The 21,080-nt window shown below is 63.6% G+C and carries 16 protein-coding genes; 10 read left to right on the top strand and 6 right to left on the bottom strand.

The window, feature by feature from the left end:
- Nucleotides 1–148: 148 nt before the first annotated feature.
- The 3 genes from BMYO_RS08530 (at nt 149) to BMYO_RS08520 (ending at nt 3,491) form a co-directional block, all read left to right on the top strand.
- Nucleotides 149–1,081, top strand: a complete 933-nt coding sequence (locus tag BMYO_RS08530; protein ID WP_211276839.1) for a carbohydrate ABC transporter permease — start codon at nt 149–151, stop codon at nt 1,079–1,081.
- Entirely contained in the window at nt 1,074–2,057 is a 984-nt protein-coding gene (locus tag BMYO_RS08525) for a carbohydrate ABC transporter permease (RefSeq protein ID WP_094668063.1), read from the top strand. The genes BMYO_RS08530 and BMYO_RS08525 overlap by 8 nt, the downstream gene beginning before the upstream one ends.
- 114 nt (nt 2,058–2,171) lie before the next feature.
- Nucleotides 2,172–3,491, top strand: a complete 1,320-nt coding sequence (locus tag BMYO_RS08520) for an ABC transporter substrate-binding protein (RefSeq protein ID WP_094668062.1) — start codon at nt 2,172–2,174, stop codon at nt 3,489–3,491.
- Between the two features lie 145 nt (nt 3,492–3,636).
- On the opposite strand, the gene BMYO_RS08515 is transcribed toward BMYO_RS08520, so the two are convergent.
- On the bottom strand, nt 3,637–4,458 hold the full coding sequence (locus BMYO_RS08515; protein ID WP_094668061.1) for a hypothetical protein: 822 nt from the start codon (nt 4,456–4,458) through the stop codon (nt 3,637–3,639).
- A gap of 49 nt (nt 4,459–4,507) precedes the next feature.
- Between BMYO_RS08515 and BMYO_RS08510 the strand changes: the two genes are divergently transcribed.
- Nucleotides 4,508–5,257 (top strand): lysophospholipid acyltransferase family protein, encoded by a 750-nt coding sequence (locus BMYO_RS08510; RefSeq protein ID WP_094668060.1) that lies wholly within the window; start codon nt 4,508–4,510, stop codon nt 5,255–5,257.
- A 338-nt stretch (nt 5,258–5,595) separates the two neighbouring features.
- Here BMYO_RS08510 and BMYO_RS08505 read toward each other — a convergent pair whose 3' ends face one another.
- Together BMYO_RS08505 and BMYO_RS08500 are read right to left on the bottom strand one after the other, a co-directional pair.
- Entirely contained in the window at nt 5,596–7,908 is a 2,313-nt protein-coding gene (locus BMYO_RS08505) for a protein kinase domain-containing protein (RefSeq protein ID WP_094668059.1), read from the bottom strand.
- An 89-nt stretch (nt 7,909–7,997) separates the two neighbouring features.
- Nucleotides 7,998–9,110, bottom strand: coding sequence for a polyprenyl synthetase family protein (locus BMYO_RS08500; RefSeq protein ID WP_094668058.1), 1,113 nt, complete (start codon nt 9,108–9,110; stop codon nt 7,998–8,000).
- Between the two features lie 385 nt (nt 9,111–9,495).
- Between BMYO_RS08500 and BMYO_RS08495 the strand changes: the two genes are divergently transcribed.
- The 3 genes from BMYO_RS08495 to BMYO_RS08485 all read left to right on the top strand — a co-directional run bounded on the left by BMYO_RS08495 (nt 9,496) and on the right by BMYO_RS08485 (nt 14,280).
- Nucleotides 9,496–10,110 (top strand): DUF4192 domain-containing protein, encoded by a 615-nt coding sequence (locus BMYO_RS08495; protein ID WP_308810456.1) that lies wholly within the window; start codon nt 9,496–9,498, stop codon nt 10,108–10,110.
- Nucleotides 10,111–10,317: 207 nt separating this feature from the next.
- Nucleotides 10,318–11,745, top strand: a complete 1,428-nt coding sequence (locus BMYO_RS08490) for an RNA polymerase sigma factor (RefSeq protein ID WP_094668056.1) — start codon at nt 10,318–10,320, stop codon at nt 11,743–11,745.
- A 171-nt stretch (nt 11,746–11,916) separates the two neighbouring features.
- Nucleotides 11,917–14,280, top strand: a complete 2,364-nt coding sequence (locus BMYO_RS08485; RefSeq protein ID WP_094668055.1) for a DNA gyrase/topoisomerase IV subunit B — start codon at nt 11,917–11,919, stop codon at nt 14,278–14,280.
- A 117-nt stretch (nt 14,281–14,397) separates the two neighbouring features.
- Here BMYO_RS08485 and BMYO_RS08480 read toward each other — a convergent pair whose 3' ends face one another.
- Nucleotides 14,398–16,044 (bottom strand): alpha/beta hydrolase, encoded by a 1,647-nt coding sequence (locus tag BMYO_RS08480; RefSeq protein WP_158216973.1) that lies wholly within the window; start codon nt 16,042–16,044, stop codon nt 14,398–14,400.
- Between BMYO_RS08480 and BMYO_RS12355 the strand changes: the two genes are divergently transcribed.
- A complete protein-coding gene (locus BMYO_RS12355) occupies nt 16,025–16,159 on the top strand; it encodes a hypothetical protein (RefSeq protein ID WP_267889625.1) in 135 nt (44 codons plus the stop codon). The genes BMYO_RS08480 and BMYO_RS12355 overlap by 20 nt on opposite strands.
- Before the next feature lie 151 nt (nt 16,160–16,310).
- Here the strand turns inward: BMYO_RS12355 and BMYO_RS08475 are convergent, their stop codons facing one another.
- Nucleotides 16,311–17,846, bottom strand: a complete 1,536-nt coding sequence (locus BMYO_RS08475) for a DUF4153 domain-containing protein (protein WP_094668053.1) — start codon at nt 17,844–17,846, stop codon at nt 16,311–16,313.
- Between the two features lie 274 nt (nt 17,847–18,120).
- On the opposite strand from BMYO_RS08475, the gene BMYO_RS08470 reads away from it, so the two are divergent.
- Both BMYO_RS08470 and BMYO_RS08465 read left to right on the top strand, forming a co-directional pair.
- Nucleotides 18,121–19,338 carry an MFS transporter gene (locus tag BMYO_RS08470; protein WP_169834106.1) on the top strand — a complete coding sequence of 406 codons (1,218 nt, stop codon included), beginning with the start codon at nt 18,121–18,123 and terminating at the stop codon, nt 19,336–19,338.
- 99 nt (nt 19,339–19,437) lie between these two features.
- Entirely contained in the window at nt 19,438–20,400 is a 963-nt protein-coding gene (locus BMYO_RS08465; RefSeq protein WP_094668052.1) for a ribokinase, read from the top strand.
- Nucleotides 20,401–20,656: 256 nt separating this feature from the next.
- Here the strand turns inward: BMYO_RS08465 and BMYO_RS08460 are convergent.
- A partial coding sequence (locus BMYO_RS08460) for a transposase (RefSeq protein WP_233428228.1) occupies nt 20,657–21,080 on the bottom strand: 424 nt, incomplete at its 5' end.

Raw genomic sequence — 21,080 nt, 5'->3', positions numbered from 1 at the left:
GATGTGGTGCCTATGGCGATGGTTCCTCGCATGCGCATGCCATGCTCCGTCTATGCAACTTTGGCAACAAATGGCAACGACGGTGGACTCTCGCATATCCTTGAGCCATGTTCGACCGATGAAGGTCTGGAATCATGGAGGGAACGTCGTGAGTTCGTTTACGGAATTCGGATCGCTGGTCAAAAACCGGCATAAGCCGAAAGACAGGCCGACCGACACCAAGGTGGCGTTGGGATTTCTGGCACCGTGGCTGATCGGCGCGGTGTTCCTGAGCCTTATTCCGATGCTGTACTCGCTGGGGATTTCGTTCACCAAATACAACATGATCAAGTCGCCGCAGTTCGTCGGGCTGATGAACTACCGGCACATGCTCGCCGACCCGCGATTCATCAGCTCATTGCAGGTGACCCTGACCTACGTGATTATTTCCGTGCCGCTGCAGCTCATCGCCGCATTGGCGCTGGCCGTGTTGCTTGATCGCGGCATGAGGGGGCTCGCCTTCTATCGCTCCGCGTTCTACCTGCCGTCGATGCTTGGCGGATCAGTGGCCGTGGCGGTGCTCTGGAAGATGGTGTTCGGTGCGGACGGCCTGTTCAACGCGTTCCTCGGCATCTTCGGCATCGACACGTCGATGTCTTGGATTGCCAACCCGGACACGGCCAACTGGACGCTTATGGCGTTGCACGTTTGGCAGTTCGGCTCGCCAATGGTCATCTTCCTTGCTGGTTTGCGTCAGATTCCGCGTGAGCTGTATGAGGCGGCCAGCGTGGATGGTGCCGGAAAATGGCGTCAGTTCCGCTCAATCACCCTGCCGATGCTCTCGCCGATCATCTTTTTCAATCTGGTGATGAGCGTGATCAACTCCTTCCAGACGTTCACTCAGGCCTACGTGGTCTCCGGCGGTACCGGTGGTCCTTCCGACTCCACGCTGTTCTACACGCTGTATCTCTATCAGCAGGGCTTCGCCTCGCTGCGCATGGGATACGCCTCCGCGCTGGCATGGATCATGGTGCTGATCGTGGCCTTGCTGACCGGAATCAATTTCGCTCTCTCTAAATTCTGGGTGCATTACGATGACTGATGTTGCAACGATGAACGCCATGATTGGCTCCGGCGAAACCGATGGGAACCACGCCGCTCACGAGCTGGACACAGGCAATCGCGGCAATGCGGCCTATGCGGAGCTCGGCTCCGGCGCGGGCATGCGTCCGAACCGAGCCCGTAGCGTCGGCCGTGTGGTCGTGGCCGTGGCCAAGCAGGTTGTCGTGTTGCTCGTGGCCATCCTCATGCTGTACCCGATCCTGTGGATGATTGCCAGCTCGTTGCGCCCGCAGGAGGATATCTTCACGAATATGGGATTGGTGGTCACCAATCCGCTCTGGGAGAACTACGTCGCCGGATGGAACGCGCTCAGCCAGCCGTTCGGGCGTTACATCCTGAACTCGCTGATCATCGTCGTGTTCGCCATCATCGGCAACATCCTCACCTGTTCGATGGCCGCCTACGCTTTCGCTCGACTGAACTTCCGGTTCCGCGGCGTGTTGTTCGGATTCATGCTGCTCATGCTCATGATTCCGATTCATGTGATTGTGATCCCGCAGTACATCATGTGGAACTCGTTGCACATGATCAACACGTTCGTGCCGCTGATCGTGCCGAAGTTCCTCGCCATGGACGGCTTCTTCACCTTCCTGTTCTATCAGTTCCTGCGAGGACTGCCGCGCGACCTCGACGAGGCGGCCAAGCTGGACGGCGCCGGCCATGTGCGCATCTTCTTCCAGATTCTGCTGCCGCTGATGAAGCCGGCCATCGGCACCTGCGCGGTCTTCACGTTCATCTGGACATGGAACGACTTCTTCAGCCAGTTGCTGTATCTGACCAAGCCGGATATGTACACTGTGCCGATCGCGCTGCGCACGTTCATCGACTCGCAGTCCCAGTCCAGCTACGGCCCGATGTTCGCGATGAGCGTGGTCTCGCTAATTCCGCTCTTCCTGGTGTTCACGTTCGGTCAGAAGTACTTGGTTCAGGGAATCGCCACCACGGGAGGGAAATGACATGGATGGAGCGTCATCCGCGTTGCCCCTCGGTCGACGTACCTTCGTATGCCTTCCCTCGGTGCGCCTTGATGCCGCACGCATCCATACCATTTCCAATCATGAAGGACAACAATGATGTTCAAGCGTTTGTGGAAGAAGTATCTAGCCGCAGTGATGGCGGCGATGTCGTTGTGTGTCACGGCTGCATGCGGCAGTTCGGTCGGCGCGTCCGATGTGCCGGTGGTGCCGGCGGATGGTGATGTGACCATCCGCCTGAGCTGGTGGGGCGGCGACGCCCGCGTCAAGGCCACCGAGGAAGCGGTCAAGGGATTCGAGCAGGAGCATCCCAACATCCACGTCGATATGGAATACTCCGACTGGACCGGATATTGGGACAAGCTCGCCGTGCAGTCCGCAGGCGGCAACGCGCCGGACGTCATGCAGATGGATGAGCTGTATCTGGCGTTCTACGGATCGATGGGGTCGTTGCTCGATCTCGGCAAAGCATCTGATTACCTTGATATGAGCGGTATGGATGATTCACTGAAGACTATGGGCCAGGTGGAGGGTGCACAAGTTGCCGTCCCGATGACCACCGCCCAGTATGGGGTCATCGTCAACAACGATGTGCTCGACGAACTCGGACTCACCCTGCCGGATACCGACAACTGGACCTGGGAAGAATTCACCGCATTCGCGCAGCAGGTCACGGAGAAATCCGGCGGCAAGGATATCGGTTCAATCGCCCCGAATAACGGATACGGCCTGCAGTTGTGGGCGCGTCAGCACGGCGAGCGGCTGTTCGACGGCAACCGCATCACGATTTCCCCCGAAACGCTTGCATCATTCCTGCAGCTGCCCGCGGACTGGGCGAAGAACGGCATCGAAGGCAGCGCGGAACGTTGGAGTGAGAACACCGCAGCCGCCATGAACGACAGTGATTTCGGCAAGGGCAGGCAGGCGATGATGATCACGCAGGCTACGATGATCACCCCGTACGCTCAAGCCGCCGGCACCGAGAACATGACGCTCGTACCGATGCCCCAAGTCAAGCCCGGTGCGAAGACCATGTACCTGAAACCTGGTATGTACTGGGCGATTTCCTCACAGTCCCAGCACCCTGCCGAAGCGGCGATGCTTGTCGACTATCTCCTCAACGACCCGAAGGCCGGTGAGATTCTCGGCACCGAACGCGGCATTCCGGCAAACAACGATATCCGTAAGTCTTTGGCCGCCGAGGCTGACGGAACGGATCGGGCGGCACTTGACTTCGTCGACAAGATCCAGCCCATGCTGGGGAACGCCCCGGCGATTACGCCCAACGGTGCTTCGGAACTGGACAAGGTCATCGTGCGGTACCAGCAAGATGTGGTGTTCGGCAAGCGCAAGTCGCTTGATGCGGCCAAGAGCATGATTGCGGAACTGCAGGAATCCATCGATTTCGCATCGTGAGCCGTGCTGGCGCCATGCTTGGCTCCCCTCTCTGAGGGGATCGGCGTCGAAGACGACTGAGGGGGGTCTCCGGTAATATCCGGACTCCCCTCAGTCCGCTACGCTGACAGCTCCCCTCAGAGAAGGGAGCCAAGAACGGCGGGACTCACACCTTCGCCCCGTCGTCGTAGTAGCCGCCCTGGTCGCCGGGGCGGTCCTTGCGGTTCAGGGCCTTGACGATGAGCCCTCCCAAGCCGAGTATGGTGCACAGCCCGAATGCGATGTTGAGCAGTGCGCTCACCACCGGAATCCCGTACAGGCTCGGCACCAGCACCATCACGATGGTGCCAGCCAATCCAATGACCAGCAATGCCACCAGCAGTGCGGTGGACGTTCTGACCGGGCCGAGTTCCGGGTTCGGGGGAGTGAAGCCGCCATCATCGTACTGGTCCATCACATCATCCGTATCCAGCCAGCTCCTACCGGTGAAATCGCGCGGGCCGCGTTGCGGGTTGTCCCCGTCTCCCCAAGTGCTTCCTGCGGCCCCGCCGTCGTGCGAATCCCCGTTCGGGATGTCGGTGCGGTTGCGTGAAGTGCGCTTGCCGCCGCGCAGACGGTCGCGCAGGCCGCCGCCCAGCCCGCCTCCCAACGGCTTTGCGTCATCGGTGAACACACCCATGTCGAGGTCGTCGACGGACAGCAGCGCCTCCTTCTCGCGGCGCTTCGCCTGCTTTTCGAACTTCCTGGCCTGCCGCGAGGAGGCCACGTCATGGAGATCGGCCTTGTGCTCGGCCTCGAACGCCGCCCACGCCTCGTCGAGGTTGCCGAGGTCAGCCGGGGCGGGGGAACCGGCCGAGGGGGTGCCCGACGCCGGGGTGTGAGCATCCCCGTCGGCGGGGACGCCAGCCGAATCGCCGGGATTCGCACCGTCATTCGGCATCGGTGTTGTGGGCTCGTCAGCCGCGTTGGTATTGTTGAGGTCAGTCATATATACCACTGTAATCTGTCGCCCCACCGCGCAGGGAGGGAAACGCCAAGTGCTGTACTGGTTCTTCGTCAAGGTCTTCGGTCCCATCGCCCGTCATCGTCTTGGCCCCACCGTCACGGGCCTCAACAACGTGCCGCGTACCGGTGGCGCCATCATCGCCGCGAACCATCTGGCCGTCATCGATGATGCGCTCATCCCGATCACCTGCCCGCGCATGGTGCACTTCATGGGCAAGGCCGAGTATTTCGAGGGCAAGGGCATCAAGGGCAAGTTCAAGAAGTGGTGGTTCACGTCCGTGGGCGTGTTCCCGGTGGACCGTTCCGGCGGCAACAAGTCGCTTGGTGCGCTTGAGCATGCGCGCGAGATCATCGAGGACGGCCACCTGTTCGGCATTCACATCGAAGGCACGCGCAGCCCCGACGGTCGCATGTACAAGGGTCACACGGGCGTGGCACGTCTGGCGCTGGAGACCGGCTGTCCGATTGTGCCGACCGCCATCATCGGCTCGAATCTGCTGCAACCCATCGGCACCACGATTCCGAAGAAGGGCCGCACCCAGGTCAAATACGGCAAGCCGATTGATGTGGAGAAGAAGTCGGCCGACGAGATCACGCACGACGATTTGCGCGCGCTCACGGACCGTGTGTCCGCCGCGATTCGTGAGATGAGCGGGCAGGAATACGTGAACGAGTACGCCCAGAAGGTCAAGGCGGAGCTCAAGGCCGCCAAGGAGGCCGAGGAGGCAAAGGCCGCCGATGCCGGTACCGCCGAGTCGGAGTCCGGGGAGGCTGGCAAGTAGTTCTGTCTGGCTCCTTGGACTTGCGGCTCGCTTGGCCGGGCCACAATGCAATCCGATAGGGGACGTCACGATGCCTTGCCGACGATAACGGGACGAAACGTAACTTTCCAACGACATGATGTTACGTTTCGTCCCGTTTTGGCATGGTCAAACGGCACGAAACGTAACATGGCATCGTCGCTGACTTACGTTTCGTCCCATTTGGCTGAGGATTATCCCACGAAGTCTTGGCATCATCACGAAGTAATGGACAATCGGAGCCATCGGAATCAAGCGACAATTACCGGATTCATCGATTTCCCTCGGAATCTGCGGAATCCGAGGGAAAAGCACACCGGTCACACCACGGTGAGGGTGATGGTGGTCGGGGTGCCGTTCTCGTCGCGCAGACGGACCGTTTCGCCGGCCTTGGGGCTCTGCACACGCACCTCATGGGTGATGTCGCCCAACGGCGCCGACTTCTTCACCGTGAAGCCCAGTTTCTTGAGCTGTGCGGCGGCGTCGTCGTACTTCATACCCACCACGTTGGGCAGCACCGTGGTTTCCGGGCCCTTGGAGATCACGACGTCCACCGTGTCGCCCCACTTGAGCTGCGCGCCGGCCTGCTGCGAAGCGGAGATGACCTCCCCGGCCGGGATTTTGTCGTCGTATTGCTCGGTGACGTTGGCGGTGAGCTTGAGCTCGCTCAGCGCCGCCTGCATCTCGTCCTTGGTCTTGCCCACGATGTCCGGCATGCTCACCGGCATCGGGCCCTTGCTCAACGTGACGGTCACCTCGGCGTTGTGCTTGGCCGTGGTCCCCGGATCGGGGGAGATGGTCAGCGCCGCGCCTTCGGGCTTGTCCATCGAGTACTCGTCCTTGGACGAATCATGCTTGACGTTCGTGAATCCGGCCTTCTTCAGGGCGTCGAGCGGGCTTTTGCCGTTGGCGGAGTTCGCGTCGAGGATGTCGGCGGGGATGGTGGCCATCCTGATACCGCGGGAGACCACGATATCGAGTTTCTGGTCGTGCCGTTTGCTGATGCGACTGTTCACCACCGCATCGTCGCCGGCGACGGACGCCGAGATGATCTTGCCCTCGGTGACGTCATCGCTGTATTCCTGCGTGGTCTCGTAGGGGATGCCCAGCGCCTTGAGCGTGCTCTCGTAGGTGGTCCAGTCGGCGCCGGTCAATGGGCATGCGGCGCCGTCGGACGAACAGGTGACGTCCTGCGGTTGCGGCACATTCCAGTAGCTGCCCGGCCCGGCGAACCACCACCAGCCGCCACCGGAGCCAATCAGGGCGAGCACCAGCACGACCACCATCGTGACGATGAACGGCGCGCGCTTCCACCAGGGCTTCGCGATGATGGCATCGTCCGCATGCTGACCGATTTCCGGCGTTCCGCCATCGGATGCGGACACGGACCCGTCCGCGTCCGTGATGGCCTGGGCAAACGGGTCGAGCGGGGAGAGCACCTGCGTTTCGCTACCCGGCTGCGGCACGGCCTGCGTCTTGCCGGGGTCGATGGCCGTGGTGGGTGCCACCGGAGGCGCAGGGGGAGCAGGAATCCCTCGGGACGCCGGCTGCGAGGACGGGGAAGCGGGAACAGCGGTGGTGGCAGAAGTGCCTGAGGATGCACCGGCACCACCACCGTTCGTCTTGGACGGGAGCGTGGTGTCGCTGATATCGCCCGCACCTGCGGCGGCCGCACGATGGGAAGCGTCACCTGCAGGCGAACCGATGGCGCCCACCAGCGCCGGGGCGGTGGCGTCGGTCCGTCCGGTGCCGGCCGGTTCGGTATGCAGACGGTACTGCCACGCCGACATCGGCAGTTTGGCGGCGATCCGGCGCAGCTCCTCGGCTGCGGTCATGCCGTCGACGGGCCGGTCCTCGACCCTGCGCGCGGTCAGATGGGCGATGAACGCCGCCACGGACGGGTCGATGCCGGGACACACGGTCGTCACGGACGGCACGTCCTCATGCACATGTTTGAACACCAGCGTCACCGGATTGTCGGAGTCGAACGGCACCTTGCCGGCCAGCATCTCCCATGCCATGATGCCCACGGAATACAGGTCGCCCTGTGCAGTGGCCTGGTTCTTCTCGATCATCTCGGGCGCCAGATAGGCGGCCGTGCCCAGCAGCATGCCGGTGGAGCTCAGCGTGGCCTGGCTGGCGGCCTTGGCCAGACCGAAATCGGTGATCTGCACATGCCCGCGGTCGTTGAGCAGGATGTTCTCGGGCTTGATATCGCGGTGCACCACGCCGATGCGATGCGCCGCGGCGAGTCCGTCCAGCGTTTCCGCCACCACGCGCAGCGTCTCACGCACCGAGAACGTGCCCTGAGCGTTCATCTCATGGCGCAGGTTCACACCATGCACGTATTCCATCACCAGAAAATCAAGGCCGTTGTATTCGCCGGTGTCATAGACCTGCACCACATGGGGATTGGCGATCGCGGCCGCGGAATTGGCCTCGCGGCGGAACCGCTCCACGAATTGCTGCCGATGCGGGCCCTGCGCGAGCTGCGTGTGCATGACCTTGAGCGCCACGGTGCGTCCCAGACGCTCATCCACGGCCTCGTAGACGGTCGCCATGCCGCCCTCGGCGATGTTGCGCACGATGCGGTAGCGTCCCTCGATCATTGGTGCGGGCTCGTTCTCACTCATGTTGTGCTGTTCGGTTCCTTTGAATCACTGCTGAACATGTTCAGTCTACATGGGCCGGGCTACGCATGCCGGGGAGGATTGCGAAGAATTCACCGCATCGATTCGGGCACGAACCGGGCGCATGCGTCGGACAGCCTCCGTTCGCGCTCCCCGGACAGGCCGAGGGCGGCGATGGCCGTGCGGGATTCGCGCCAGAGGCTCCCGATGCGTGCGCGCGACCGCTCGATGGCGCCGGTGGATTCGAACAGCGCGATCGCGCGCGCCACCTGCTCCTCACTGCGATGGGATGCCATGAACATGGCGAGGAGCTCCGTCCGCTCGTCCGCTCGTGCGCCGGCCAACGCGTCGGCCAACAGCACCGTGCGCTTGCCTTCGCGGATGTCGCCGCCCACCGGCTTGCCGGTGTTGCGGCTCGAGCCGATGACATCCAGCAGATCGTCCGCCAACTGGAATGCGACGCCCAGCGGCCCGCCGATGGCCAGCGCGTGGGCCCGCGCGCGCTCCGGGGCGAAGCCGGCGGCGAGGAAGGCGAACAGCAGCGGGGCGATGGTGGTGTAGCTGGCGGTCTTCCAGCGGAACACGTTGAGTGAGGCGTCGGCGAGCGCCTCGGGATCATCCAACGGGGTCATCTCCACGCCCAGATCGAGCACCTGGCCGATTTCCACCTCGCGTTGCATGGTGAGGAACGCCTCGTCGATGGATGCCGCGTTATTGAGCCCTTGCGATGCGCGTCGCGCGATCTCGATGCACGCGGTGGCCAGGATGTCGCCCAGCATCAGGCCGAGTCCACGGCCGATGACCCCGCTGTGCACGGCATGTTCGAGCGCGCGGTGGGCGCTCGGCTTGCCGCGGCGCAAATCGGACTCGTCGATGATGTCGTCATGCACCAGCGCCGCCGTCTGGAACACTTCGATGGCGCAGGCGAGATCGGCCATCGACGCGCGTTCGGGGTCGGCAGAGTCGGCTGGGTCGCCAGAGTCGGCGGCAGTGTCTGCCCGCAGCGCGTCGAACGCGGCGAGCGTCAGCAGCGCGCGCAGCCGCTTGCCGCCCTCGCTGGAGGCCACGGCCTGCTCGACGACCTGGTCCATCACCGGTCGGAGCGCGACGGCCACCGCCCCGGTGGCGGGGGCGTCCGTCAATTCACGCACCAGTTCGACGATGCGCGGTTCGATGATGGCGAGGTCATGATCGGTTGTCCACATGCCTCTAACTTATCCACAGGGTATGGAGAACACAAGAACGTTGGAAAATCAAGGGCCGCGAAGCTGGAACCACATGACCGGATCGGAGCGGCGCCATCACCGTTGCCGCGCCATAGTGGGCATCACGCCCCAATCCGGGCGGGCGCGGCCGGAGAACCGGCGCCGCGCATAGCCATGCATGGGCGACAAACCATGCGTCGTCAAGGAGGACAACATGTCATATGAAATGCCATACGAGCAACCGCACGCTTCCGCACGCGGCGGCCGCGGACGGCGCCCGCGCGAGACGCGACCGGGCCGGCCCCGCGCCGAGGAGCGTTGCTTCGACGAATACCGGGAGCAGGGGCGATATCTGGACTTCGAATGCGAGGACGGGGAGGAGTTCATGGACCCGTTCGACTACGACGAGCTTGAGCGCATGGTCGCCGAATTCCGCGAGGACCGTCACCGTCGCGGCATTCAGGCGGCCAACGCCGACTGGGTGGACGAGCCCCTGGACGACTGGCTCGAGGGGCTGGACGGCCGCAGTCCGGTGGAGCGTGGCACGATGATGGCCCTTGTGGCAGGGATGCGCGAGACCCTGTCGATCCGGGACGCGCTCATCCTGTCCTTGGTGATCGACGAGCGGCACTGTCCGAAAAGCCAGCTGATGGAATTCGCCGCGCGCCCGCATCAGGCACGCACCAAACGCACCATGAGCCGGCTGCTGACGTGGGCGTTCGAGGACGAAGGCATCGTGCCGGACATGGACCGTTGCAGTACGGGCGTCGATCTGATGCTCGAGATGGCCATCGCCGCGCCGGTGCCGTACTGCGTGCAACCGTTGGCGGTGGCCTCCTACGTGCTGTGGTGGATGGGCGAGCCCAAGGCGATGGAGTTCGCGTTGCAATGCCTGTTGCTCGACGAGGACTGTTCGCTGGCCGCGATGATCTTCTCGGCGGCCGACAGGGGCGTGGCGCCCGCATGGTGCCAGACCGGAAGGCCTTCGATGGGCGGATAGTCGTATAGACGCCCGGCACGGGCCGAATGGCGGACGCGGAGGCGCGCCGCCGGGCTGTTCCCACGGTTCCGGCGGCGTCCCGACGCGATCGCTGCGGGAATAATCGTCCGTAGAGGGTGGTTTACTCACATAGTTGACGATTTGCCCTTGCCAGAAGTGGGCCCATATGGTATATGGGCCCACGGCGAGAGATCAGGAGGAGCAGTTTTGGCCACGAAGGAAACGACGGCAACCAAGCAGGCAACCGATTCGAGCGAAGACACGGAGAAGAAGGCCAGCTCCAAGACCACGACGCGCAAGACCGGCGCGCGCAAGACCACACGGTCGGCCAAGACCGAGACCAAGGGGCCGGCCCGGAAGACCACGCGCAAGACGGCCGCCAAGAACACCGCCGAGGACGAGGTCAAGGACGAGAAGTCCCAGCTCGACGACGACCTCGACGAGGATGAGGACGACGTCGACGCCGACCTCGACGTGGATGACCTCGACGAGGACGTGGACGACGTCGACGCCGAGGACGACGATCTGGCCGAGGAAGAGGACGAGCAGGACGACGACCTCGAGGATGAGGACGTGGACGACGAGGATGAGGAGGAGTCCAAGCCGAAGACCCCCGAAGTGCCCAAGGAGAAGGGCGCCTACGTGGTCTCCGACACGGACGACGAGGATGAGAACATCATCCCCGCCGGCAATCCGAAGCGTCGTGTGATCTCCGCGGGCGCCACCGCGGATCCGGTCAAGGACTACCTGAAGCAGATCGGTCGCGTGAGCCTGCTGAACGCCGAGCAGGAGGTGGACCTCTCGGAGCGCATCGAGGCCGGCCTGTATGCCCAGCACCTGCTCGACACCGAGAGCGACAAGATGGACTTCAAGCGCAAGCGCGAGCTCAAGTGGGCCGCCGCCGACGGCAAGAAGGCCAAGGACCATCTGCTCGAGGCCAACCTGCGACTCGTGGTCTCCCTGGCCAAGAGGTACACCGGCCGTGGCATGCTCTTCCTCGATCTGATTCAGGAAGGCAATCTGGGCCTTATCCGCGCCGTCGAGAAGTTCGACTGGAAGAAGGGCTTCAAGTTCTCCACGTACGCCACATGGTGGATTCGTCAGGCCATCACCCGCGCCATGGCCGATCAGGCCCGTACCATTCGTGTGCCCGTGCACATGGTGGAGGTCATCAACAAGCTTTCCCGCGTCCAGCGCCAGATGCTGCAGGACCTCGGTCGCGAGCCCACGCCCGACGAGCTGGCCCGCGAGCTCGACATGCCGGTCGAGAAGGTTCAGGAGGTGCAGAAGTACGGTCGTGAGCCGATTTCGCTGCACACCCCGCTCGGCGAGGACGGCGATTCCGAGTTCGGCGATCTCATCGAGGACACCGACGCCATCGCCCCGTCCGACGCCGTGGCGTTCTCGCTGCTGCAGGAGCAGTTCAAGCAGGTGCTCGAGACGCTCTCGCCGCGCGAGGCCGGCGTCATCAAGATGCGCTACGGTCTGGAGGACGGCCAGCCCAAGACCTTGGACGACATCGGCCGCGTGTACGGCGTGACCCGCGAGCGCATCCGTCAGATCGAATCCAAGACCATGTCCAAGCTGCGCCACCCGTCCCGTTCGCAGACGCTGCGCGACTTCTTGGATCAGTGATCGCGCCGCTTGGCAGCGCGATCACGCGAGGAGTGGGACAGTCCAGTGGACTGTCCGGCGACGGAGCCATCCGTTGGCCGCTGCTCGGCAGCGCGATCCCGCGACGGAGCCATCCATTTCGGTGCCCCGCCCGGCGGGGATGCCTGATGTGTGTAGAGATAGAAAAGGACTATGGCCACAGAAGAATACGGCGCCAAGGACCTTGCCGTCCTTGAGGGTCTGGACGCGGTACGCAAGCGTCCCGGCATGTACATCGGTACCACCGATTCCCAGGGTCTTATGCACTGCCTGTGGGAGATCATCGACAATTCGGTGGATGAGGCTCTGGCTGGCTTCTGCACCAATATCGTCGTGACGTTGCACACTGACGGTTCCGTGGAGGTGGCGGACAACGGCCGAGGCATCCCGGTGGACAAGGAGCCCAAGACCGGACTGTCCGGCGTGGAGGTGGTGCTCACCAAGCTGCACGCCGGAGCGAAGTTCGGCAATTCCTCGTATAACGCGGTCGGCGGCCTGCACGGTGTGGGCTCCTCGGTGGTCAACGCCCTGAGCTCGCGACTCGACGTGGAGGTGGACCGCGACGGCAAAACCCATCACATGGCTTTCCACCAAGGCCATCCGGGCGTCTACACGGACGCCGACCCGGCCAATCCCTCCCCGGATTCGCCGTTCAAACGCACTCGCAAGAACCGTCCGACCGAACTCGAGATCATCGGCACGGTGAGTCCCAAGACCACCGGCACCCGCATCCGCTACTGGGCGGACCCGGAGATCTTCAACAAGACCGCCGAATTCTCATACGAACAGCTTGTGGACCGCGTGCGTCAGACCAGCTTCCTGGTGCCGGGGCTCAAGATCGCCATCATCGACGAGAACGTGCCGGACGAGAACGTGTCGGAGACAGGCGACGGAGTCTCATCCGAAACGATCGGGCCGTCGGACGTGGAGGATTCGTCGGGCACCGGCGCGAAAGCCGATGTCCTGGAGCCGACATCCGTGGCGGACGCTCGGATCGGGGACGTCCCATCCGAAAACGGTTCGGACGGGAGCGAGGGGAATGCCATTGACGCCGGCGAACGGGACGAGGACTTCTCCTTCGGCGCTTCCGGCGAGATGTCCGACGGCGCGTTCGGCGAGCAGCCGGCCCACCCGCGCGTCGTGGAGTTCCGCCACACCGGCGGCGTGAAGGATTTCGTGGACTTCCTGTCCAAGGGCGAGCCCATTTCCGACATCTGGCGCATCCAAGGCGAGGGCACCTACAAGGAGGAGACCCAGGCAGTGGGCGAGGGCGGCGAGCTGCACGCCCAGGAGATCGAACGCACCTGCGGCATCGACATCGCCCTGCGCTGGGTCAACGGGTACGACACCGTGATCCGCAGCTTCGTGAACATCGTGGAGACCCCCGGCGGCGGTACGCATGTGGACGGCTTCATGAACGCCATCACCAAGCAGATTCGCAAGGCCGTGGAGGACAACGCCCGCAGGCTCAAGGTGAACCTCAAGGACTCCGCCATGAAGGTGGAGCGCGACGACATCCAGGCCGGTCTCGTCGCCGTGGTCACCGCGCGCGTGGCCGAACCCCAGTTCCAGGGCCAGACCAAGGACGTGCTCGGCACAGCCCAGGTCAAGCCGATCGTCACCCGCATCACCGACAAGCAGTTCGGCGAGATGATCACCGGCGCCAAGCGCGGCTACAAGGAACAGTCCGGCCGCGTGCTCGAGAAGATCGTGGGCGAGATGCATGCGCGCATCCAGTCGCGCAAGGCCAAGGAGGTCACGCGGCGCAAGAACGCGCTCGAATCCGCGTCGATGCCGGCCAAGCTGTCCGACTGCCAGCCGGGCAACGATGACGTGGCCGAACTGTTCATCGTGGAGGGCGATTCCGCACTCGGCACCGCCAAAGCCGCGCGCAACGCGGGCTTTCAGGCGCTGCTGCCGATCCGAGGCAAGATCCTCAACGTGCAGAAGGCGTCCATCACGCAGATGCTGTCCAACAAGGAGTGCGCGGCCATCATCCAGGTGGTGGGCGCCGGCTCGGGCCAGAGCTTCGACATCGAACAGTCCCGGTACCACAAGATCATCATGATGACCGATGCCGATGTGGATGGCGCGCACATCCGCATCCTGCTGCTCACGCTGTTCTACCGGTACATGCGCCCGCTCATCGAGCATGGCTACGTGTATGCGGCCGTGCCTCCGCTGCATCGCATCGCGCTCACCGGCTCACACAAGGGCGAGTACCTGTACACGTATTCGGACGACGAGCTGGCCGACAAGCTCGCCGAATTGGACGCCAAGCATATCGGCTACGCCGACGACATCCAGCGATACAAGGGTCTGGGCGAGATGGACGCCGACCAATTGGCCGACACCACCATGGACCCGCGTACGCGCATGCTGCGCCGCATCCGCATGGAGGACGCCGCGCAGGCCTCCGAGGTGTTCAGCCTGCTCATGGGCGACGACGTGCCGCCCCGCAAGCAGTTCATCGTGGACAACGCCGATGACTTCGATCGCTCCAAGATCGATACGTGACGGATGGTCTCAGTCGGATTGCCATGTGCCGCATCGGCGGCTCCGGCGCTCTGACTGATGGCTGATGAGGTGGCGCCGGCATGCGGGTTTCGACCGTGTGCCGGCGCCACGTCGTTGTCAGCCGCAGGTCACGTCCTGCTTGGGCGCCTCGCCCTTCGTGAGATAGTCGTCCACGACATCAGCCACGCAGGAATTCGTGCGGGAGTATGCCGTGTGCCCTTCGCCCTTGTAGGTGAGCAGTACGCCGGAGCTCAGCAGATTCGCGAGATTCACCGCTGACTGGTAGGGTGTGGCCGGGTCGCCCGTGGTGCCCACCACGAGAATCGGATCGGTTCCGGGCGCGGAATAGTCGAGCCGTTCGATATGGGATCGGTCCTGTCTCAGCGCCTCGCAGCCGATGTTGCCGTACGCCATGAACCTGCCGAACGTGGGCGCCCTATCATTGAGCTCCTTGGCGATCTCCGCCTCTTTGTCCATATCCGAGGTGGCGGGGTCGTCCAGACAGTTGACGGCCAGATTGGCCTCCATCGAATTGTCCGTGTAGGTGCCGTTCGGCGCACGGCCCAGATACGTGTCGGCCAGGAACAGCAGTGTGTCGGCCTTGCCTTCGGAAGCGAGCTCGCCGAACCCCTTCGTCAGATACGACCAGTTCTCCTGCGAATACAGAGGCATGATGATGCCGTACATCATCGTGACGCTGTTCATCGTCTTGCCGCTGGATGTGGGCCACGGGCGCCGATCCGCCTCCGAGAGCCACGATTGGATTCGTTGCTTCGCGCCGGCCGCGTCCATGCCCTTGAACGGGCAGGTGTTGCTGTCGCTGTCGTTGCTGTCGTCGCTTCCACCGTTCGTCCCGTCATGCTTCAGGCAGTAGTCGAGATACGAGGTGAGTGCGTTCTCGAATCCGACCGCCTGCTCGATGGTCGAGGTGGACGCGTCCTCAGCGGGGTTGATCGCGCCGTCCAGCACGATGCGGCCCGTCTGCTTGGGGAACAGGGCCGCATAGGTGGAGCCGATGTAGGTGCCGTACGAGAATCCGAGATAGTTCAGGTAATTCTGCCCGGCGAGCGCGCGCATCATATCGAGGTCGCGTGCCACGGACTGCGTGTCAACGTGGTCGATGATATCGCTGCTCGACGCGCGACAAGCTGCGGCGAACCGGTCGGCGAGCGCGCGGCTTTGGTCGATATTGTCGGCGGCAATCGGGCCGGCGAGGAAGTACTCGTCCAGCAGCTTCGGATCGTCGCCACAGGTGACGGGCGTGGAATCGGCCACGCCGCGGGGGTCGAAGGCGATGATGTCGTAAGACCCGCGCAGGTCGTCGGTCGCGGTGTACTTGACGAAGTCGTTGAGCCAGTCCGCGCCCGAAGCTCCCGGGCCACCGGGGTTGACGAACACCGTGCCCATGGGCATATCGTCGGCGAAATGGATGGCTGCATGCAGTTCGATGGGACTCGAATTCGGGTCGGACCAGTCGGACGGGGCCTTGAACGTGGCGCAGGCGTCGCCCTGATCGCATGGCTTCCACGAGTAGCCCTGCGTATAGTACTTGTCGAATGCGGCGCCTACGGAATCGGGCCGTGCAGCTGGGGCGGGAGCGGGGGTGGTGCCGTGAACGGTCATGTCGTCGATGTGGATGCTGCTGACATGTTCGCCGGCCGAGCGGATGAGCGCGCCCACGCCCTTGGTGATGCCGAAGATGATGGCGATGTTGAGCGCGATCGCCACGATGAGGGCGATGACGATGACGAGCCAGGTCGGCATCCTCCGCCGGGGCGGCGTCGGCGGTACGGCGGCTGTTGACGAAATCGGGGAGGCCGGCGGCACCGGTGATGTCGGCGGTGCGAACGATGCCGGCGGCATGGGCCGCGCCGTTTGACCGTAGGGTCGGGGCGTCTGGACGTGCGGGCCGTTTGGCTGCGTGGCGTATGGCTGTTCTGGAGATTGCGGGGATTGCCCGGATCGCGGTGAAGCGGATGGGCCGTATGAAGGCTGCTGTGGCTGTTGCGGCTGTTGCGGGTTTGGGGCGCTCATACCCCCAGTTTAGCGTTCCACGACATGATTACCCAGTCCGGATCGCTCAGCCCCAGCGCCACCCACCAGACGAGTACCAGGATGAATCCGACGGCGATCAGCGGCAGACGTTCGCGGAAAAGACGGACCAGCGCCAGCAGCAGGATTACCGCGAGCAACGCGATGAACGTCAGCGACAGCCACCTGAGCCAGGTCATTCCATAGGCGGCGATGTACAGGCCCAGACGGGTGGCCGAGGAGGCAAGCATCACGACGGTCGCCGTGATGAGGCCGATTTCGAGGCCGATCATCGTTCTGGTGCGTGGCGCGAACGTCATCACGACGCCGTAGCCCGCCAGATTGAGCGCGGCCACGAACAGCAGCTGGAAGAAGCCCTGACGCGCGTATTCGGCGTACGTGTAGCCGGCAGGCAGACCCGCGCCGGCGAACAAGAACGTGAACTGGATGATGCAGAACACGGCGTACAACGCCAGCACGAGTCCGAGCACCACCGCGGCGATGGTCGGGTCGAACGGACGGCGTCGCTCGGCCCGCCGCAGGCCGTCGAGTTCCGGCTCCGTGGTCCGGGTTTCCACGCTCGCCAGCAATGAGAACAGGAACGGCGCGGGGATGACGACCACGGCGGCATGGAAGAGGAACCCCGTGAGGTCGATATGTTCGAACATGTGGGTCACGCCGTAGGCGAACACCTCGTCCGCCTGCATGAGCAGCGGGGTCAGCAGGCAGAGGATCGGCAGGCTGATGAGCAGCGCGATGCCGATTTTGCGCAGTGTGGTCTCCGGCGATCGCGACGTGACATCGTTGCCATCCGGATGCGTTGCCGTATCGACGAGCCGTGCGAGCGTGTCGATGAGCAGCGGCCAGCGCGAGAACGGGCTGACCGTCCATCCGAGGAACCAGTCCGCGATCAGCGTGGCCGGACGACGGATGTCGAAGGTTGCGCTCGACAGCTGCAGAAACAGCATGAGCAACGCCGGCAGGGCAAGGTAGCCGGTGATCAGCGAGTACCAGAAGTTCGGCGTCGGACCGGAGGCGTTGCGCCAATCGGCCGCCAACGAGGCATCGTGGGCGACCAGCCATGCCGCGCAGAACGCGGCGACGGCGCCGACGATCCACCACATCGGCGTGCGGCGGGCCCTGTCGGCGAACAGCAGGACACCGGTCGCGAGGATGACAAGGCAGAGGACGCCCCATGGAAGCCAGCCGGTGGTGCCCGCGCCGCTCGTAAACGAAGGAGGGACGATGATGAGCTGGTCGAAGACGAACGGGATGACGAGCGCCGCGGCGATCAGGGCGCTGCGACGGCGCATTGAAGGCGTCGGTGCGGCGGATGATGCTTCATTCGGGAGCGGTGACTCCGCGGGTGACGTGTCCGCAGACTGCGCGGTTGCAGATGAGGTGGTTGCAGATGAGGCGGTTGCGGATGAGGCGGTTGCGGATGAGGCGACCGTGGATTGGGTGGTTGCGAGTGATGCGGAGGTGCCCGCTTCGGGGGTTGTGTCGTCCGGATATTGCTTGGTGGTGGTGCTCATGCCTGCATCGTATGATATCGATATTCGATATATGTCTATCGTAAAACGATTCTTTACAGTTGTTTCATATCGAATTTCGATATGCCGTGCGGCTGCATTGCGGCGTCGGCGGTGCCGCGCGGCCGTGACGTGCGCGGTTGCGTGGCGTGACGCCTGTGCCAGAGGTTGTGGTGAGAATTAATGTACGTTCGTCCGCGTGTTGGCTAGTGACCACTTGGTAATCTGGTGACATCGTTATCACAACGTTGTCTGCGACGATGGGAGGAATCGCGTAATGGCCAGTCTGCTGCTTGCGGTGATATATGTGGCGTTCATCAGCTTGGGATTGCCGGACGCGCTGCTCGGCGCGGCGTGGCCGACCATGAGCCAGGACCTTGCGGTGCCGGTCTCGTGGGCGGGTGGCATCTCCGCGGTCATTTCGATGTTCACCATCGTCTCGGCGTTGCTGTCCGACCGTATGACGCTGCGTTTCGGCACGGGGCGCATCACCGCGGTTTCGGTGGCCTTGACCGCCATGGCGCTGGCCGGCTTCTCCGTGGCCCCGAACTACTGGGTGCTGCTGCTCATCGCCGTGCCGTATGGTCTGGGTGCGGGCGGCGTGGACGCGGCGCTCAACAACTATGTCGCCATCCACTACGAGAGCCGCCATATGAGCTGGCTGCACTGCATGTGGGGCGTCGGCGCCTCGATCGGCCCGTACATCATGGGCTACGCGCTCTCCAACGGGCAGGGGTGGCCGTGGGGGTACCGGTACATCGCCATCCTGCAGATCGTGCTCACGGTGATCCTGGTGCTGAGCCTACCGCTATGGCAGTCGCGCGGCCGCGCGGTGGCCGAGGTAAATGGCGGTGACAGCGCGGCCGGTGAGGGTGCCGGGGCCGACGCGACCTCGCCCGCCGGCGCGGAACGCAAGCCGCTTGGCGTGGCCGGTGTGCTGGCGATCCGTGGCGCCAAGGAAATCCTCATCATGTTCTTCTGCTACTGCGCCATCGAGAGCACCGCCGGCCTATGGGCGTCCAGCTACATGGTGATGCACGCCGGCGTGGACAAGGTCACGGCGGCCAACTGGGCCAGCCTGTTCTACGTGGGCATCACCGTGGGGCGTGCGCTCTCCGGATTCCTGACCATGCGGTTCCGCGACCCGGTGATGATCCGCATCGGCCAGGTGCTGGTGCTCCTCGGCGTGGTCACGATGTTTCTGCCGCTGCCGCATCACATGGGCGTCGTGGCCGGTCTGATCATCGTGGGACTGGGTTGCGCGCCGATCTACCCGTGCGTCATCCACTCGACGCCCGCGTACTTCGGCGAGGAGAACTCACAGGCTATTGTGGGCGTGCAGATGGCCTGCGCCTATTTCGGCACGCTGCTCATGCCGCCGCTGTTCGGCGTCATCGCCCAGTATGTGACCATCAGCCTGTACCCGTGGTATCTGCTGCTGTTCCTCGTGCTCATGGTCATCATGCACGAACGCCTGCGCAAGCTGCGCGGCTGAGATGCCCCCCGATGCCCTTGTGTCGGCCGTCTCGAATCCACTTGGGCCCGCCCGCTACTATGCTAAGGGCCCATGGAAAACAGAGAAGAGCATGAACGTATGCCCGAGCCGGTTCGGGCCCGATTGGAAGCATTGGGCGAGGCGCCCGCCTCGGTGATCGTGGTCGGCTCGATGAACGCCGACTACACCGTCACCACCAAGCGGCTGCCCAAACCCGGTGAAACCGTCAATGGTGGTGCCATGCGGATTCTGCCAGGCGGCAAAGGAGCCAATCAGGCTTCCGCAGCCGCCCGCCTCGGCGCGAACGTGAGGATGCTGGGCGCGGTGGGGGAGGACGCCAACGCGGACTTCCTGATCGGCAAGCTCGACGAGGCCGGCGTGGATACCACCGACATCCTGCATGTGGAGGGCCCCAGCGGCACCACGCTTATCACGGTGAGCGCCGAGGGCGAGAACACCATCGTCTATTCGCCGGGCTCCAATGCCAAGGCTACCGCCGGATATGTGCAGTCGCACCGTGCCACCATCGCCGAGTGCGCGGTGTTGGGACTGTGCCTCGAAAGCCCGATCTCCACTGTGATCGCGGCCGCGGAGACCGCACACGACGCGGGCGTGACTGTGCTGCTCAACGATTCCCCGTTCATGGACGAGCTGCCCCACGAACTCGTGGAGGCCACCGACATCCTGCTCGTCAACCAGCATGAGGTGGCGCAGCTGCTCGGATTGCCGGACGACGGCGGTGCCGATTACGACTGGTATGAGGTGACATCGCGCTTCGTGGACTACGGGTTCGACCGGGCCATCGTGACGCTCGGTGCCTCCGGTTCCATCGTGATCGAGGACGGGCGCTGGCACCGCGTCTCCGCCGTGCAGGTGGATGCCGTTGACACCACCGGCTGTGGGGATTCGTTCATGGGCACCGTGCTCGCCAGCCTCGCCGCCGGGTACACGTTGCTCCAGTCCGCCCAGATCGGTTCGTACGTCTCCGCGTATGCCGCCACCAAGCTCGGTGCGCAGTCCGCGTACGGCACCGTCGAGGAGATCGTCTCATACTTCAGCTGACGCCACGGATTTGTTTCATCTAGTGGTCCGTCTTGTCATTGCTTGAGTGGTGTTGGCCCCCTATGACGAGGGGAGGCTGGTGAGCTCCGTATCATCATGGCGGGCATACAGAGTTGACCCCTCTGATGAGGGGGCTGGCAGCGAAGCTGACTGGGGGAGAGACAGAAGTTGGGACCCTCAATTATTTGTGAGACGGACCACTAGTATGCCGCGCCAGAAATTCGTTTATTAATGAGGCTTGTGCTGTTTTCGTGGGTTAGGTTGTGGGCTTTGGTAGTCGGATGTCGAGGCCGCCGCATCGGAGCATGATCAGGGCGATGAGGTTGTCCACGTGGTGGAAGCCGTAGGCCATGCGGATGGTGACCTTGATCCTGTTGTTGAACGCCTCGAGTCTGGCGTTGGAGTAGCCCAGCTCGATCGTGCGCAGGATGTCGGGCCGCCGTCTGCGGATCTTTTGGGAGAGTTCGACGATCTCGGGGATGCGGCTGTGGGACGCCCAGAACACCCAGTGTTTGAGTTCCGCGGTGGCCTGTCCGAGCGGGTGCTTGAGCAGGTTCCTCAGCAGTTCCTTGAGCTGCCATGCGCGGTAGAGCTGGCCCTTGGGATCCGTGTTCCTCAATGCGGCGAGGGATTCGTCCTGCCGGTCGGTGAGATGGTCGGGGTTCTTCAACACGGCGTAT

The organism is Bifidobacterium myosotis, assembly GCF_002259745.1.
In the GTDB taxonomy this organism is placed as follows: Bacteria; Actinomycetota; Actinomycetes; order Actinomycetales; family Bifidobacteriaceae; genus Bifidobacterium; species Bifidobacterium myosotis.
The sequence above is the reverse complement of the archived record's forward strand: the minus strand, read 5'-3'. Positions and strand labels throughout refer to the sequence as shown.